We start from the raw sequence: 15,686 nt of genomic DNA, 5'->3' as shown, positions 1-15,686 counted from the left end.
GTCTCCTCATGTTTGCTTATTTAATTTTCATTGAGGCTTTGATAAAATAGAGAATCAGTAGGGCGTATGCCCCTAATGCCAACACTTCCGACCAAGTATTGTTCAGCCATGCTTCGTTCACCAAGTTGATTCCACCGAAGCGCATTGCGGCACTGATAACCCCCATTAACGCGCCACCGGCAATGAAACCGGAAGCCAGCAATGTTCCTTTTTCTCCTCTTTCCGTATTGATAGTCGAATCTTTGCTGCGGCTGGTCACAAACCAATTGACAGCTCCGCCTACAACCAACGGCACATTCAGTTCCAATGGAATAAACATACCTAGTGCGAAAGCTAATGCAGGAATCTTGCAAAGAGTCAGAATAATCGCTAAGACAGCACCGATGCCATATAATAACCAGGGTGCGCCTACACCACTCATCAACGGTTCGATAACAGCAGCCATCGCATTTGCCTGTGGAGCAGCTAATGCTCCGCTCGTAAATCCATATGTCTTATTCAGGATAATCATTACACCGCCTACAGTTGCAGCCGATACAATTGTTCCCAAGAACTTCCAGGTCTCCTGTTTGGCAGGGGTACTTCCCAGCCAATAACCGATTTTCAAGTCGGTAATGAAACCTCCGGCCATTGAAAGTGCGGTACATACCACACCGCCCATCACTAATGCTGCAACCATGCCTGAAGGGCCTTTCAGTCCTACGGCTACCATTACTACAGAGGCCAGAATCAGTGTCATCAATGTCATACCCGATACGGGATTTGTACCGACAATTGCAATCGCATTGGCGGCTACCGTAGTGAACAGGAAAGAAATGCCGGCAACTAGAAGAATCGCTACCAATGTGTGTAGCAGATTTCCTTGCATTACATCAAAGTAGAAAAACAGTACGATGAGTATCAAAGTGATGATAGAACCGATTGCAATAATCTTCATCGAGAGATCCCGTTGTGTACGGATGATGTTTTTCTCTACATTGCCTTTACCGCCCATCTCTTTGGCAGCTAGCCCAACTGCACTTTTAATGATTCCCCATGAACGGATGATACCAATGACACCTGCCATAGCAATACCGCCGATACCAATGCTCTTAGCGTAATATTTGAATATTTCTTCCGGACTCATCATTCCTACAGTGGATGTAATCTCCGGATTCCATGCATTCAGCACACTGTCTCCCCAAATAGCGGACATGCCCGGAATGATAATCCACCATACAGCCAATGAACCGGCGCAGATGATGGAAGCATATTTTAATCCGACTATATAACCTAATCCCAATACGGCAGCTCCGGTATTTACCTTGAATATCAGTTTGGCTTTTTCCGCCAGCATTTCTCCGGCACTGCACACACGGGTCGTAAAATTCTCATTCCACCAACCGAATGTGGCTACGATAAAGTCATATAGTCCACCAATCATTCCCGCTATCAGCAAGGGTTTGGCTTGGCTTCCGCCTTTTTCTCCGGAGATCAATACCTGTGTGGTAGCTGTCGCTTCAGGGAAAGGGTATTTGCCATGCATATCACTTACGAAATATTTCCGGAAAGGAATCAGGAACAGAATTCCCAGTACACCACCCAGCAGGGAACTGATGAATACCTGCATGAAAGTAACTGTCATCTCTGGATATTTTGCCTGAAGGATATAAAGAGCAGGAAGTGTGAAGATCGCTCCGGCCACAATCACTCCGGAACAAGCTCCGATAGACTGGATAATAACATTTTCTCCTAACGCATTTTTTCTTTTGGCAGCTCCGGAGACTCCTACAGCAATAATGGCGATAGGAATAGCCGCCTCGAATACTTGGCCTACCTTTAATCCCAGATAGGCTGCGGCGGCTGAGAAGAGGATTGCCATAGCAATACCCCATGCTACCGACCAGAAGTTAACTTCCGGATAATTTTTTGAGGGACCCATCAACGGGTTGTATACTTCCCCCGGTTTCAATTCTCTAAACGCATTCTCGGGCAACCCGGTGAATTTGTCTTCTTCTTGTTTCATAGTTTTATAATTTGCTAATGTGTCAATTTACGTTTCCGTCTTCAAAGTAAACAAAAAAAAAGGAGAACCGAAAGATTCTCCTTTATGTAATAGCCTAAAATTTTTTATTTAGCGTCTTTTGCTACCATATCGCCCTCAATATACAATCTTACCATCTCTGTTTTGGCGTTGGTACGCAAAGTGATTGATTTCTTGAAATGTCCCGGATATTTGCCTGTTCCGTTATAAGTCACTTTGATTGTACCTTTTTTGCCCGGCATGATAGGTTCTTTCGTATATTCGGGTACAGTACATCCGCATGAAGCTACCGCCTGGTGGATTACCAAAGGAGCGTCACCGATATTAGTAAAGGTAAATGTACAACTAACTACCGGACTGTTTTCTGAGAGCTTGCCGAAGTCGTGAGTTGTTTTGTCAAACTTAATATCTGCATTTGGTTTGAGCAAATGACTAAAACTTCGCCCCCATTACTGAACAAAGTCATAAAAAAAAGTATCTTTTTCATTTTTCCTTCTCTTTTTTGATTACAAGTGCCAAAGGTAATGCTTTTTCCCTTAAAATATACTTTATAGAGTGCGAAATAGTATTAAACGGATTGTATTTGCTATTTGGCAAGCTCGAATCCAAGCATCATTCCGTCATAGTTATCGGCCAGAGAACTAACGGTTTTGAGTGCGGTACTGTTGCTTTTACTACCGATAAACGCCATTAATTTTAGCAATTTATCCGAGTTGAATAACAATTCCAGTGAATTAGAACTGCAATTCACTTTAGCGTGCAGGTTCAGCAATCGCAAATATTTCAAGTCCACTTGTTTGGTGGAAGCATTGTAGGAGTAAGTTCCTTTCAATGTTTTCTTTCCCACTGTGCTGGTGAAAGTACTGTCTGCATTGAACGTGAAACTCATTTGCCCGTCCTTAATGCCAATCTTGCTCAACTGCTCGTTCAACTTGTTTTCCGCCATTGTCGCTGCGGCTGCACCTCCTGCTTTCATCAGCAGATTATCCGATTCGAACTCGACGGCTGAGCTTTTGTAACTCCATGTTCCAGTCATGTCGATCGTTTCAGTGTTTCCTGTAATGGCGTTCACAACTTTTGAGATGTTGTCCTTATTCAACAAGTCCGCCCATGATTGTGCCTGGCTGTTAGTTGCCGTCAGCATAAATACCACCATCAAGGTAGCAGATAAAAAATTCTTCTTCATTTTCATTTTATATTGAGATCTTTGTTTATGCTTTCTATATAATCAAGTATTTCTGTCCGTCCGGTGCGGTTTTCCGAAGAAGAAATAAAGTAGGGAGGGAGTTCTTCCCATTGTTTGCTCAGTTCACGGAGATAAGCATTGATATTCATCTTCAATCGTCCGCTTTTCAGTTTATCGGCTTTGGTGAAAATGATAGAAAAAGGAATGCCGTTTTCCCCCAGCCATTCCATGAATTCGAGATCAATCTTTTGAGGTTCCAAGCGACTGTCTATTAATAAAAAAAGGTTTGTCATCTGCTCCCGTTCAAGAATATAATCCTCGATTATCGTGCGTATCTGGTCTTTCCCTTTCTGACCGCGACGGGCATAGCCATATCCCGGAAGATCGACAAGATACCAGTTTTTATTAATCAGGAAATGGTTGATAAGCATAGTTTTTCCCGGAGTGGCAGAAGTCATAGCCAATCCCTTGCGGGCGGTCAACATATTGATAAGACTCGATTTTCCTACATTAGAACGACCGATGAAAGCATATTCGGGAAAAGTGCCTGCCGGACATTTCTTCACGTCTGTGTTGCTAATCACAAATTCTGCGCTTGTTATTTCCATTTTCTAGTCATTTGTTTCTTTGACATCAATATTAGCCCTGCAAAGGTAAGTGTTCCATTTAACATTAGCAATTCATAACCGAATTTATATCCGGTTTCTTTTCCAATCCACCAATCGGCGAGGTAACAGAGTAGGGGTGAAAGGATAGCTATCAACGGAACCCACCGATCGTTGGTTTGTCTGCGGGTAAAAAGTCCGAAAGCAAACATTCCTAATAAGGGACCGTAAGTATAAGAGGCGATGATATAGATCGCGTCAATTACACTTTTATTGTTTAGAGTTTCTACGAGGCAGATGAAGAAAGTCAGTAAGACTGAAAGGGATAAATGTACCTTATTCCTTTTGCGGCGTGCCGTTTCTTCACTGTCTTTTTCCGTATTCAGCAAATCCACGCATACGCTGGTTGTCATGGCCGTCAGTGCGGAGTCCGAGTTGCTGAAAGCGGCTGCGATAATACCGATTGTAAAAAGTATCAGAACGGGTTGTCCCAGATAGCCTTGCGCTGCAAACATGGGTAAAATATCATCATTCATAGCAGGTAATGCCAATTGCATTTGTCCGGCTAATGTAATCAGTAATATTCCCAGACACAAGAATAGAAAGTTTAGCGGAATAAATGAGAATCCGTAACAATACATATTCTTCTGTGCTTCGCGAAGATTACGGCAAGACAGATTCTTTTGCATCATGTCTTGGTCGAGTCCGGTCATTACAATCACGATGAAGATACCGCTAAAGAACTGTTTAAAGAAATTTTGCCGGGATACCCAATCATCCATGACAAAAATTCTGCTGTGTTCATTGTGCTGAATGGTCTGGATAATGCCGTTAAAATCCAGTCCTAATTCTTGAATTGTAAAATAGATAATAAAAATCAGTGCTGCTATCAGACAGAAAGTCTGCAAAGTGTCTGTCCATACAATCGTTTTTATTCCGCTTTTGTGGGTATACACCCATACTAAGGCAACCGATCCGACAGCGATTATCCAAAAGGGAATATGCATCTCCTGAAATACATAAGTGTGGAGAATGAGACAAACCAGATAGAGTTTGGCTGCCGTTCCCAACATACGCGACAATAAAAAGAAAAACGAGCCGGTACGATAGGCACGCGTTCCGATGCGTGTGCCGAGATAGCCGTATATACTTGTCAAGTTGAGTTTATAGTATAAGGGAAGCAATATATGCGCTACCACCATATATCCGAAGAAAAAGCCGAATACCGTCTGCATATATGTCATATCCATGCCACGCACCATGCCGGGAACAGAAACGAAGGTCACTCCGGAAATAGAGGCGCCGATCATGCCAAAAGAAACCACATACCAAGGAGATTTATTCTCTCCCTTGAAGAACGCTGCATTCGATCCGCCTTTATATCCGGTGATACGGGCTATTAATAATAATACCGCAAAGTAGCATATTATAGTGACAAGTATCATCATATCGACTGCAAAGGTAGTGTTTTTTGTAGGTATTATAACAATAATCTGTATCTTTGCGCCAAAATATCGATAGAACCGTAATTATTATCTATGAATCAACAATATCCTTCCATATTACTCGAAAAGGCGGTCGGTGAATTTTCCAAGTTGCCGGGTATAGGACGTAAAACGGCCATGAGGCTTGTTTTGCATCTGCTTCGTCAGGATACGGCCACCGTAGAGGCTTTCGGAAATTCCATCATGACATTGAAACGAGAGGTGAAGTACTGTAAGGTATGTCATAACATATCTGATACTGAAATTTGCCAGATCTGCGCCAATCCACAACGGGATGCTTCCACTATTTGCGTAGTAGAGAATATCCGCGACGTGATGGCGGTAGAAGCAACCCAGCAATATCGGGGGCTCTATCATGTTTTAGGAGGAGTCATTTCTCCAATGGACGGAGTGGGACCGAGCGACCTTCAGATTGAAAGTCTGGTGCGGCGGGTATCCGAAGGAGGAATTAAGGAGGTAATTCTGGCTTTGAGCACAACGATGGAAGGAGATACTACCAATTTCTATATCTATCGTAAATTGGATAGACTAGGGGTTAAACTGAGTGTGATTGCGCGTGGCATATCCGTTGGAGATGAATTGGAATATGCCGATGAAGTAACTTTGGGGCGTAGTATTGTGAACCGGACTCTTTTCACCGGAACTGTATAATTTAATATTTAGAAGTTTAGAACGAACATGGAAGAACAGATAAAACGTGCTGTCAGGAATTTGAATATAGGTTATGTTTTCTTTTGGGTATTTCCGGCTTTTCTGCTTGGAGCAGGGGAGTTCGATCTCTTGCCCGTAGGAAATCTGGTAGATAATGTACAGGCTACTTATTATTTTGAGACTATCGGCATTCTGTTGACGGCACTTTGCGTACCTCTTTCTTTGAAGCTATTCAGCTTGGTGCTCAAAAAGAAAATAGACAATATGACTATCACGCTAGCACTGAAACGTTATGTGCAATGGAGCATTGTCCGATTGGGAATACTTGAAGTTGCCATTGTAGCCAACATCCTATGTTACTATTTGACATTAAGCAGTACCGGCAATCTTTGTATGCTCATTGGCTTGACGGCTTCTCTTTTCTGTCTGCCCAGTGAGAAAAGATTGCGTAACGAACTTCACATCACAAAAGACTAAAGCGCATGAAACAATCTTATCTGACAAACGAGCGCATCTATCTTCGTGCAGTAGAGCCGGAAGATATGGATATTATGTACGAGATGGAGAATGATCCTTCTATGTGGGATATCAGCAATTTCACAGTCCCTTATTCCCGTTATGTACTGCGCCAATATATCGAAGGCTCACAATGTGATGTCTTTGCAGACAAGCAATTACGCTTGATGATTGTGAGTAAATCCGATCATGACATACTAGGCACTATTGATATTACTGATTTTGTTCCGCTCCATTCGCGTGGAGAGGTCGGTATTGCCGTGCATAAAAACTATCGTCGGCAAGGCTATGCAACCGATGCGCTGAAGCTACTTTGCGAATATGCTTTCGGTTTTCTGTCCTTGAAGCAGCTCTATGCACACGTGGCAGTGGACAACGAGGTCTGTCTGAAACTATTTGCATCGTGTGGCTTTACCCAATGCGGACTCTTAAAGAACTGGTTACAGGTAGAGGGATGCTATAAAGATGCCGTACTTCTTCAATGTCTGAATCCCCGAAAATAACTGAATTCCTATAAGATAGGTAATGAAAGCCTAAATGTCAGTTCAGCGTAGGCACTTGTGGAAAACGTGACCACGTTTCATACTTGCTGCCTAGCTTTTCCAAAGCCTCTTTCCACATATCTTTGGTGTCGTTTCTCATCAGATATGAGTTCTCTTCTTTGGATACCAGCCATGTGTTTTCCTTTATCTCACTATGTAACTGATTGCTTTCCCAACCGGAATATCCCAAGAAAAAGCGGATACATTCATTCACTTTATTCCCTTGCAATATATATTTCTTTATTTCTTCAAAATCACCGTTTAGGAAAAGCCCCTTACTGACAGGGATAGAGCCGGGAATTTTCTCTAGAGTATGGAGGTAGAATAAAGTATCAGTCGCTACAGGACCACCCTTGTAGAGAGGTATTTCATCCAAATACTTAAATTCCATGACAACATCATTGAGAAGCAGTGGCAATTGTTTATTGATGACCAATCCCATAGTTCCTTCCTCCGTATGATCGACCAGTAGAATTACGGATCTGCCAAACGTTGCATCGCGTAAAAAAGGTTCGGATATCAAAATCTTTCCTCTTGACGGCAATACATTATTCGATTGAATCTTAAATATGTCCAGGTTGATATTCATGCCCCTAAATTAATAAAAAAACGGAATAATTATCGTTATTTCCGTTTTTTTTGATTTAGCAGGGTGCTTTTATGGATGTCTTACCGCAAACGTCAGGCTACCGGATGATTTTCTGCAAATAATCTCATTCTTTCATCAAGTTGTGCATATTGATGGTCTTTAATAAAAGAGGTACACGCGCGCAAACCTTCCTGATGGCTTCCGGTAGTCACTAATGAGATAGCGCTTACACCGTAGTACATCAGCTCCTTGGCAAGCTCACCGCTAGTCATTCCCGGATATCCGATTGTGAAATAAAATCCGTCTGCAATAGGATCACCCAAGTCATTGTCATATACCAGATGGAACCCGTGATGCAGGAAGATATCTTTCAACTTCTTCGCTCTTTCACCATATATTTTCACTTCATTGAGGAAATTGTATTGTCCTTCATTAGCTGCTTTCAGCATGGCAGCCATAGCGAACTGTGCAGAATGACTCGTTCCGGAAGAAAGTGCATAGAGCACCCGATGAATGAAGACGGTCCCGAAAGTTCCGCCGCCGTACCGTTTTGTCAGTCCCGGATAACTTCTGTGATATAACTTGTCGGAAATACAACTTACACCGATACGTTGTCCGGCATAGCTGAACGCTTTCGAACCGGAAATCAACAAGACATAATTATCCGTATAATGAGCTACCGACGGCTGGTAAGGAGCCTGATACGGCTTGCTCAAATCCTGACGGAAGTCCATTGCGAAATAGGCCAGATCTTCCAGTACAATCACATCATATTGCGTAGCCAGTTCACCGATAATCCTCAACTCTTCATCTTTCAAGCAGATCCAACTAGGATTATTGGGGTTTGAGTAGATGATTGCAGATATATTGCCTTTCTTCAAATAACTCTCCAATTTTTCTTTCAATTTGTCGCCTCGGTAATCGTATACATCGAATGTCTCGTATTTCTGCCCCATCACAACCAACTGCTGCTTCTGCACCGGAAAACCGGGATCGATAAACAGAATCGTATCTTTCTTTTCATCACATTGGCTGCAAGTGAGGAAAGAAGCGAATGTGCCTTGCATAGAACCGGTAACAGGTACACAGCCTTCCGGGCTTAAATCCACATTAATAAATGCCTTGATAAAGTTAGAAGCCTCCTTTTTCAATTCGGGCAGTCCGTTAATGTCCGGATATAGGCTGGCTATCCCTTTTTGTAGCGCTTCAACCTCTGCTTTCACCCCAACGGCAGAAGGAGGAAGTCCCGGAACACCCATTTCCATCTTGATAAACTCAACCCCTGATGCGGCTTCCGCTTTTGAAGCAATAGCTTTCACTTCACGAATGGTTGCTTTAGAAAAATCGACAATTTGAAACTCATTTATGGTTTCATCAATCAGATGTCGTTCAATTGGTGTATTTTTCATTCTATTTTCTATTTTATGTAATAGCTGCAAATGTACACGATAATTCTTAATAAACCCACTTTTTCAGAAAAAAGATATGAAAGCTATTGTAGGTTTCAAAAAAATATCTACCTTTGCATCCGCAATCAAGAAGATTGTGATTGTCAAATGATATTTTGGTGCGTTAGTTCAGTTGGTTAGAATACATGCCTGTCACGCATGGGGTCACGGGTTCGAGTCCCGTACGCACCGCTTCTCAACCAAGAAAAAATAAAAAATCCCTCTGATTCATTGAGAATCAAAGGGATTTTTTATTACTCTCTTCTATTATTCTTTATTTCCGTTGTACCCCCATTTTACATAAATGGCTCCCCAAGCGAATCCGGCTCCAAATGCTGTGAAAATCAGGTTATCTCCCTTTTTGAACTTATTCTCAAAGTCCCAGAGGCAGAGCGGAAGTGTACCGGCACTTGTGTTGCCATACCGTTCGATGTTCACCATGACTTTCTCCGGCGGTATTCCCAACCGTTGTGTGACTGCCGCGATAATGCGTTGATTAGCTTGATGGGGAATTACCCAATCGATCTTCTCCTTGCTAAGATGATTCCTTTCGATCAGAGCCTCGCAAGCATCGGACATATTGGCTACTGCATATTTGAACACGGTGCGTCCTTCCTGATAAATATAATGCATCTTGTTATCCAACGTATAGTAGGAGGGAGGACATACCGAACCGCCTGCTTTTATATGTAAGAAAGGCAACCCTTTACCATCCGTTCTCAATACCGCGTCCATAATCCCCACATTCTCCGTTGTTGCCTCCAGCATGACAGCACCACCACCGTCACCGAAGATAGGACAAGTAGCACGATCTGTATAATCTATGATGGACGACATCTTCTCGGCTCCTATTACGATTACCTTCTTATAGTTTCCCGAACGGATAAAATTAGCCCCCGTCTCCAATGCATATAAGAATCCGCTGCACACAGCCTGCATATCGAAGGCAAAAGCATTTTTCAATCCCAACCTTTCGCATACGATTGAGGCGGTTGAAGGGAAACGATAGTCGGGTGTGGTGGTAGCGACGATAACCAGATCGATGTCGTCCGGATTGGTTTTTGTGCGTTGTATCAACTGTTTGGCCGCTTTACGCGCTATGTATGAAGTACCGAGTCCCTCTTCTTTTAAGATACGCCTTTCCTTAATGCCGATACGTCCCATAATCCATTCGTCGGTGGTATCCACCATCTTGGAAATTTCATCATTGGTCAGGATGTAATCGGGCACATATCCCCCGACTCCTGTAATTACTGCGTTTATACTCTCCATTGTTTTAAATTGATTTTGCTGTTTTTTTAGAATGAGGTAATTAATCCCAAATGATAAATGCGGGCGCAAATATATAGAAAAGAGAATAAAATCCAATGACTGTCTATGTCACAGCCACCTTTTTAAATAATAAAAAGGAATATTATGCCAAATTTTTCCAAAAGCGTTAATCGTTTTCTTGTGTTTGCAGGAAGATGTGCGTGGACGGTTTTTAGTAATAAGTAAAAAGTTTTTTGAATTCTTTATTGAGTCTGTATTTTTTTATTTATCTTTGCGGCAAAATTATCCGGTAGCTCTTTGGGCGACGGGGTGATCTTTATAAATAATGAAACTTACTTCTGAACGCGTAACGACTAAGGTTTTACCTGCACATGTGACAGGTAACGGCGTAGCCTTGTCTAAAAAGCGTTGGTTGGTTGCTCAAGTTCGTATTTATCACGAGAAAAAGACAAGCGAGCGGCTAACAAAAATGGGCATAGAAAACTATGTTCCGGTTCAAAGAAAGACCCATCTGTGGAGTGATCGTCGCAAGCAGATCGATCACATCGTAATTCCGATGAAAATATTTGTACGTGTTGATGCACAAGAACAGAAAGACGTTCTTATGCTATCGGCCGTCAGCCGTTATATGGTGCTTCATGGTGAGAGCGCTCCGGCTGTTATACCCGATACCCAAATGGAGAAGTTCAAATTCATGTTAGACTATTCGGAGGAAGCAGTCAATATGAGTAATACTCCATTGAGTCCGGGTGAGAAAGTACGTGTCATAAAAGGCCCGTTGAGAGGACTGGAAGGTGAGCTGGTTACTTTGAACGGGAAGACAAAAATTGCCGTCCGGCTGGATATGCTCGGATGTGCCAGTGTCGATATGCCTGTGGGATATATCGAACGGGTGGTGTAGTAATTTATTAATTGGGGTATATATGAAGAACTTATGTGAGCGCTCTGCCGCATAAGTTTGTAACAATCAATGTAATTTTATTGGGGAAATCATGATTATTGCTTATCTAGCAGGCATATTCTTACTATCCATACTGCTTGCCACTGTAATTATTCCGCGTATTTTATTCATCTCCTACAAGAAACGTCTTTTTGATGTTCCTGATAGCCGGAAAGTCCATAAAACTCCGATTCCTCGTCTGGGCGGTCTTTCTTTTCTTCCTGTCATCCTGATAGCCTTATGTTCTGTCACGGGGATCCGTTATTATACCAATCATCCGGTCGATATGCTATGGGCTTCCGATCTGTTCATACAATATTTATTCTTAATAGTAGGCCTCACCCTTTTGTACCTGGTAGGAGTTGCCGACGACCTTGTCGGAGTAGGCTATCGTTATAAGTTTGTCATACAGATTCTGGCAGCTCTTCTTTTCCCGTTGTCCGGTTTGTGGATTAATGATTTGGGCGGATTGCTGGGGCTGCATGAGATACCGGCTTATATCGGAATGCCGTTGACAGTCTTTCTTACTGTATACATCACGAATGCCATCAATCTGATTGACGGTATCGACGGTCTGGCTTCTGGTCTGAGCTGCATTGCACTGGGACTGCTTATTATCGTTTGTGCGCTCGTCGGCCAATGGACTCATGCTTTTCTGGCGGCAGCGACATTGGGAGTCGTCATTACCTTCTATTATTATAATGTATTCAGCGTTTCCGGCAGGAAACTATTCATGGGCGATGCAGGAAGTCTGACGTTAGGTTATATACTCAGCTTTCTAGTCCTGCATTTCTGGCAGAAGACACAGCTTTGGGACCCGTTTACGATGAACCTGAATATGGTGACCGTCTCCACACTGCTGATTCCCCTGCTCGATGTCGTGCGTGTGTTCTATTCCCGTGTCAGTGAGGGACGCAATCCCTTTACACCGGACAAGAACCACATCCACCATCGCCTGTTGCGTACAGGCATGAAAGTACGTACCGTGATGATAACCCTGCTCATGCTGTCACTGTTTTTCGTTGTCTCCAACTTTATATTATCATTCTATATCAATACCACTTTCATGCTTTTACTGGATTTGGCTTTCTGGCTGACTACTCATTTCATCATCCGTTATTTCATCATGAAACATGAAACTGCCACAGGCAGGAAATGGTATAAGACATATCGGAATTTCTTTTGGTAATCAAACACATACTTACTTTATACATACATCAACAAATAATGAAAAAGATAAACTTCGGACTTTTATTATTTATCCTACTGACAGGAACTTCCTGCATCTCTTCCAAGAAGATGATCTACCTGCAAGGAGTTGATTCATTGGCAAATCCCGCTCAGGTGATACAGCAGGACTATGAATTACGTATCAAACCGGACGACCAGCTCTATATCATGGTGAGCAGTAAGGAGCCGGAACTGCTTGCTCCCTTTGCCAATACGCAGATACTAGGCTCATCCACATCCGGTGGAGGCACGAATATCCAGGAAACCACCGGAGTCCAGGTAGACAAGAACGGAAAGATAGACGTACCTGTCTTGGGTGAGATACAGGCAGCGGGACTGACCCGCCTCCAACTGGCGGACGAAATCAAAAAACGTCTGGAAGAAGGACAATATATCAAAGCCCCCGCTGTGAGTGTCCGCATCAAAGGACTGAAAATATCGGTAATGGGCGAGGTAAGCAATCCCGGCGTGCATGAGATGGCTGGCGACCGCATCACACTGCTCGAAGCGCTTAGCATGGCAGGCGACCTGACACCCACGGCCAAACGTACCAATATCCTCGTACTTCGTGAAGAAGAAGGGAAAAGACACACCTATACGGTCGATCTTACTTCCGGTCGGGATGTACTTGAGTCTCCCTGCTATTATCTTCAGCAGAACGATGTGGTATATGTAGAACCCAACAAATCCATCAACGTGAAAGGAAGCTCCGCATTGTCATATTTGGGAGCGGGAGCAAGTATCATTTCCGTATTAGCCTCCATTGTATCCCTGATTGTCGTACTAAGCAAGTAAAAAGAAAATATGGAATATATTCAGGAAAACGAGAGAACACCCAAGAAAGACGAAGGAGGAATCAATCTTCGTGATGTCGTCGAACTGATCATAGCCAACTGGTACTGGTTTGTCCTGTCCGTTTTAGTATGCGTGGGATCAGCTTATTTTTATGTACTGACCATTCAGCCGGTCTATCAGCGCCAGGCAGTGATGCTGGTGAAAGATAAAGAAAAATCCGCTTCGGACATGTCCGCCATGCTCGAAGTGAGCGGAGGCATAACAGGAACCAGTGTCGATAATGAAATCTATATCCTGCGTTCCCACCAGTTGCTTCGTGAAGTAGTCAATCGCCTTCATCTGGATGTGGGTTATGCCAAAGACGGCATACTGCGTGATGCTCCCCTTTATGCGGAATCACCGGTAGAAGTTCATTTTATCGACCCTTACAATCAGCCAGTGTCATTCAATATTACTCCCCTCAACACGACAAAGTTCCGTATATCCGACTGGAAAGTGGCGGGAGAAAAGGGCCGAATGCAGGAGCAGGACCTAACGTACAATGACACCATCCGGACAGAAGCGGGAAGAATCGTCGTGCAGTTGCGTCCGGAAAACTTGTCCGCCTATCTTTCCCAACCGATATCAGTCAGCCGTATCAGTCCGGAGATAGCAACAAACATTTACCAGTCCAAGATAGCGACCTCATTGGCAGGCGAACGCACCACGTTGGTACAGATAACCTGTTCCGATACCAATATATCCCGTGCCGACGCTATTCTGGCCGCTTTGGTGAAAGTATACAGCGAGACGATCATAGAAGATAAAAACCGCATTGCGGCCAACACAGCTAAATTCATTGACGAACGTATCTCTATTATCAGCCGTGAACTAAGTGACGTAGAAGAAGACCTCACCGATTTCAAGCAACGCAATCAGATTGTAGATATGAGTGCCAATGCCACGCAATACTTGGCTGAGAGCAGTAAAGTAAAGGAAGAAAGCGCACAATTGGAGACAGAGTTGTCTATTGCGCGGTCCATCAAGACCTACCTGGCGGATGTTACCCGCAAAGACCAGCTGATTCCGAACGTGACAGGAGTGGGAGATGTCAGTATGCAGAGCCAGATTACCGCCTATAACGAACTTATGTTGCAACGCAACCGCCTGAAAGAAAGTTCGGGCGAGAAGAATCCCGTAGTTCAGGCAGCGGATAAGAATCTGGAAGGAATGCGTGCGACAATTTCAGGCTCTATGGACAATTATATGAAAACCTTGCGTCTTCGTCTGGATAAGGCAAAAGCAGTGGAGAACCGCCTGGCGTCAAGCATTCAGGCAGTACCCAAGCAGGAAAAGATGGCGTTGAGCATTATGCGCCAGCAATCTATTAAAGAGACCCTCTATACCTTCCTGCTCAACAAACGTGAAGAGAACGCCTTGCAACTGGCCATTACCGAAGCCAATATCCGGGTGGTTGAAGAACCTTTCGGCTCCTATTCACCGGTATCTCCCGCACGTTCTTCCATACTGGCTGCTGCCTTTATAGTAGGGCTGCTGATACCATTGGGAGTACAGGTCATCATCCTGCTGTTGAACACATCCGTCCGCGGACGTAAGGATATTGAAGAATACACTACCATTCCGATTGTCGGTGAGATTCCGGCACGCAAAGATTCGGAAGGAGACGATGCGATTGTAGTAAGTGATAGCAGAAACGACCGTATCTCCGAAGCTTTCCGTATGCTCCGTGTCGATCTGAACTTCATAGCGAAAGAAGCCCGTGTCCTGATGTTCACCTCTACCTTGTCCGGCGAAGGAAAATCATTTGTCTCCCGCAATCTGGCGGTTGCTTTAGCTATTTCCGGAAAGAAAGTCATATTACTCGACACAGACCTGCGCAAACACACTCAAAGTAAATTGGCGGGAGTAAACAGGAAAGAAGGATTAAGTACCTATCTGTCCGGTCTGAATTCAAATCCGGACACTCTGATAACCGTCGGAGCTTTCCATCCTCAAGTCGATACCATCTTTGCGGGAATCATTCCTCCCAATCCGGCAGAACTGCTGATGAATGAACGTTTTGATCAGCTGATCGACGAACTGAAGAAACGGTATGATTACATCATCTTGGATAATGTCCCCGCTTTGGTGGTGGCAGATGCGGCCATCGTCAGCCGTGTGACAGATCTCACAATCTATGTTATTCGTGACGGAGTGTTAGACCGCCGTTACTTGCCCGAACTGGAACGCTTGCATCAGGACGGCAAATTCAAGAATATGTGTATCGTGTTGAATGACAGTCAGGTAGAAAAGAAGAAGTACGGCTACGGTTACGGGCAAGGTTATGGATATGGCTACGGATACGGGCATGTAAATGGGTATTATTCAGAAAAAGAATAATTTAA

Annotated in this window: 14 protein-coding genes, 1 tRNA gene and 1 pseudogene; 8 read left to right on the top strand and 8 right to left on the bottom strand. The window is 43.7% G+C overall.

What is annotated here, in order from left to right:
• Positions 1-16: 16 nt before the first annotated feature.
• The 5 genes and pseudogenes from BACFIN_RS10125 to BACFIN_RS10145 form a co-directional block, all read right to left on the bottom strand.
• Positions 17-2,005, bottom strand: coding sequence for an OPT family oligopeptide transporter (locus BACFIN_RS10125; protein ID WP_007753150.1), 1,989 nt, complete (start codon positions 2,003-2,005; stop codon positions 17-19).
• A 104-nt stretch (positions 2,006-2,109) separates the two neighbouring features.
• Positions 2,110-2,510: pseudogene (locus BACFIN_RS20765) on the bottom strand (DUF1573 domain-containing protein).
• A gap of 99 nt (positions 2,511-2,609) precedes the next feature.
• Complete coding sequence (locus BACFIN_RS10135) at positions 2,610-3,209, bottom strand: DUF4923 family protein (RefSeq protein WP_032839582.1); 600 nt, start codon at positions 3,207-3,209, stop codon at positions 2,610-2,612.
• A 2-nt stretch (positions 3,210-3,211) separates the two neighbouring features.
• Positions 3,212-3,817 (bottom strand): ribosome biogenesis GTP-binding protein YihA/YsxC, encoded by a 606-nt coding sequence (gene yihA, locus BACFIN_RS10140; protein WP_007753144.1) that lies wholly within the window; start codon positions 3,815-3,817, stop codon positions 3,212-3,214.
• Positions 3,808-5,262, bottom strand: coding sequence for a sodium:solute symporter (locus tag BACFIN_RS10145; protein ID WP_007753137.1), 1,455 nt, complete (start codon positions 5,260-5,262; stop codon positions 3,808-3,810). The genes yihA and BACFIN_RS10145 overlap by 10 nt, the downstream gene beginning before the upstream one ends.
• Positions 5,263-5,352: 90 nt before the next feature.
• On the opposite strand from BACFIN_RS10145, the gene recR reads away from it, so the two are divergent.
• Genes recR through BACFIN_RS10160 form a run of 3 tightly spaced genes read left to right on the top strand, consistent with a single transcriptional unit; the run spans position 5,353 to position 6,989 of the window.
• A complete protein-coding gene (recR, locus tag BACFIN_RS10150; RefSeq protein ID WP_007753134.1) occupies positions 5,353-5,970 on the top strand; it encodes a recombination mediator RecR in 618 nt (205 codons plus the stop codon).
• Positions 5,971-5,997: 27 nt separating this feature from the next.
• Complete coding sequence (locus tag BACFIN_RS10155) at positions 5,998-6,447, top strand: hypothetical protein (protein WP_007753131.1); 450 nt, start codon at positions 5,998-6,000, stop codon at positions 6,445-6,447.
• A gap of 5 nt (positions 6,448-6,452) precedes the next feature.
• Positions 6,453-6,989, top strand: coding sequence for a GNAT family N-acetyltransferase (locus BACFIN_RS10160; protein ID WP_007753130.1), 537 nt, complete (start codon positions 6,453-6,455; stop codon positions 6,987-6,989).
• A gap of 37 nt (positions 6,990-7,026) precedes the next feature.
• Here the strand turns inward: BACFIN_RS10160 and BACFIN_RS10165 are convergent, their stop codons facing one another.
• Together BACFIN_RS10165 and BACFIN_RS10170 are read right to left on the bottom strand one after the other, a co-directional pair.
• Positions 7,027-7,617, bottom strand: coding sequence for a YqgE/AlgH family protein (locus tag BACFIN_RS10165; protein WP_007753129.1), 591 nt, complete (start codon positions 7,615-7,617; stop codon positions 7,027-7,029).
• A 92-nt stretch (positions 7,618-7,709) separates the two neighbouring features.
• On the bottom strand, positions 7,710-9,026 hold the full coding sequence (locus tag BACFIN_RS10170) for an aminotransferase class I/II-fold pyridoxal phosphate-dependent enzyme (RefSeq protein WP_007753128.1): 1,317 nt from the start codon (positions 9,024-9,026) through the stop codon (positions 7,710-7,712).
• A 157-nt stretch (positions 9,027-9,183) separates the two neighbouring features.
• Between BACFIN_RS10170 and BACFIN_RS10175 the strand changes: the two genes are divergently transcribed.
• A tRNA-Asp gene (locus tag BACFIN_RS10175) sits at positions 9,184-9,257 on the top strand.
• 75 nt (positions 9,258-9,332) lie between these two features.
• Here BACFIN_RS10175 and BACFIN_RS10180 read toward each other — a convergent pair.
• Entirely contained in the window at positions 9,333-10,337 is a 1,005-nt protein-coding gene (locus tag BACFIN_RS10180) for a beta-ketoacyl-ACP synthase III (protein ID WP_007753127.1), read from the bottom strand.
• Positions 10,338-10,662: 325 nt separating this feature from the next.
• Here BACFIN_RS10180 and BACFIN_RS10185 point away from each other — a divergent pair, with 325 nt between their 5' ends.
• The 4 genes from BACFIN_RS10185 (at position 10,663) to BACFIN_RS10200 (ending at position 15,681) form a co-directional block, all read left to right on the top strand.
• Complete coding sequence (locus BACFIN_RS10185) at positions 10,663-11,238, top strand: UpxY family transcription antiterminator (RefSeq protein ID WP_007753125.1); 576 nt, start codon at positions 10,663-10,665, stop codon at positions 11,236-11,238.
• A 91-nt stretch (positions 11,239-11,329) separates the two neighbouring features.
• Complete coding sequence (locus BACFIN_RS10190) at positions 11,330-12,466, top strand: MraY family glycosyltransferase (RefSeq protein WP_007753124.1); 1,137 nt, start codon at positions 11,330-11,332, stop codon at positions 12,464-12,466.
• A 38-nt stretch (positions 12,467-12,504) separates the two neighbouring features.
• A complete protein-coding gene (locus tag BACFIN_RS10195; protein ID WP_007753122.1) occupies positions 12,505-13,302 on the top strand; it encodes a polysaccharide biosynthesis/export family protein in 798 nt (265 codons plus the stop codon).
• Positions 13,303-13,311: 9 nt separating this feature from the next.
• On the top strand, positions 13,312-15,681 hold the full coding sequence (locus BACFIN_RS10200; RefSeq protein ID WP_007753120.1) for a GumC family protein: 2,370 nt from the start codon (positions 13,312-13,314) through the stop codon (positions 15,679-15,681).
• Positions 15,682-15,686: the final 5 nt, after the last annotated feature.

Origin of the sequence: Bacteroides finegoldii DSM 17565, assembly GCF_000156195.1 — a bacterium.
Classification (GTDB): Bacteria; Bacteroidota; Bacteroidia; order Bacteroidales; family Bacteroidaceae; genus Bacteroides; species Bacteroides finegoldii.
Note: the sequence above shows the minus strand (reverse complement) of the source record. Positions and strands in the feature narration are given on the sequence as shown.

Coding starts and splice junctions, on each gene's coding strand:
- BACFIN_RS10125 (WP_007753150.1), bottom strand. CDS start 2,005: ATGAAACAAGAAGAAGACAAATTCACCGGGTTGCCCGAGAATGCGTTT.
- BACFIN_RS10135 (WP_032839582.1), bottom strand. CDS start 3,209: ATGAAGAAGAATTTTTTATCTGCTACCTTGATGGTGGTATTTATGCTG.
- yihA (WP_007753144.1), bottom strand. CDS start 3,817: ATGGAAATAACAAGCGCAGAATTTGTGATTAGCAACACAGACGTGAAG.
- BACFIN_RS10145 (WP_007753137.1), bottom strand. CDS start 5,262: ATGATGATACTTGTCACTATAATATGCTACTTTGCGGTATTATTATTA.
- recR (WP_007753134.1), top strand. CDS start 5,353: ATGAATCAACAATATCCTTCCATATTACTCGAAAAGGCGGTCGGTGAA.
- BACFIN_RS10155 (WP_007753131.1), top strand. CDS start 5,998: ATGGAAGAACAGATAAAACGTGCTGTCAGGAATTTGAATATAGGTTAT.
- BACFIN_RS10160 (WP_007753130.1), top strand. CDS start 6,453: ATGAAACAATCTTATCTGACAAACGAGCGCATCTATCTTCGTGCAGTA.
- BACFIN_RS10165 (WP_007753129.1), bottom strand. CDS start 7,617: ATGAATATCAACCTGGACATATTTAAGATTCAATCGAATAATGTATTG.
- BACFIN_RS10170 (WP_007753128.1), bottom strand. CDS start 9,026: ATGAAAAATACACCAATTGAACGACATCTGATTGATGAAACCATAAAT.
- BACFIN_RS10180 (WP_007753127.1), bottom strand. CDS start 10,337: ATGGAGAGTATAAACGCAGTAATTACAGGAGTCGGGGGATATGTGCCC.
- BACFIN_RS10185 (WP_007753125.1), top strand. CDS start 10,663: ATGAAACTTACTTCTGAACGCGTAACGACTAAGGTTTTACCTGCACAT.
- BACFIN_RS10190 (WP_007753124.1), top strand. CDS start 11,330: ATGATTATTGCTTATCTAGCAGGCATATTCTTACTATCCATACTGCTT.
- BACFIN_RS10195 (WP_007753122.1), top strand. CDS start 12,505: ATGAAAAAGATAAACTTCGGACTTTTATTATTTATCCTACTGACAGGA.
- BACFIN_RS10200 (WP_007753120.1), top strand. CDS start 13,312: ATGGAATATATTCAGGAAAACGAGAGAACACCCAAGAAAGACGAAGGA.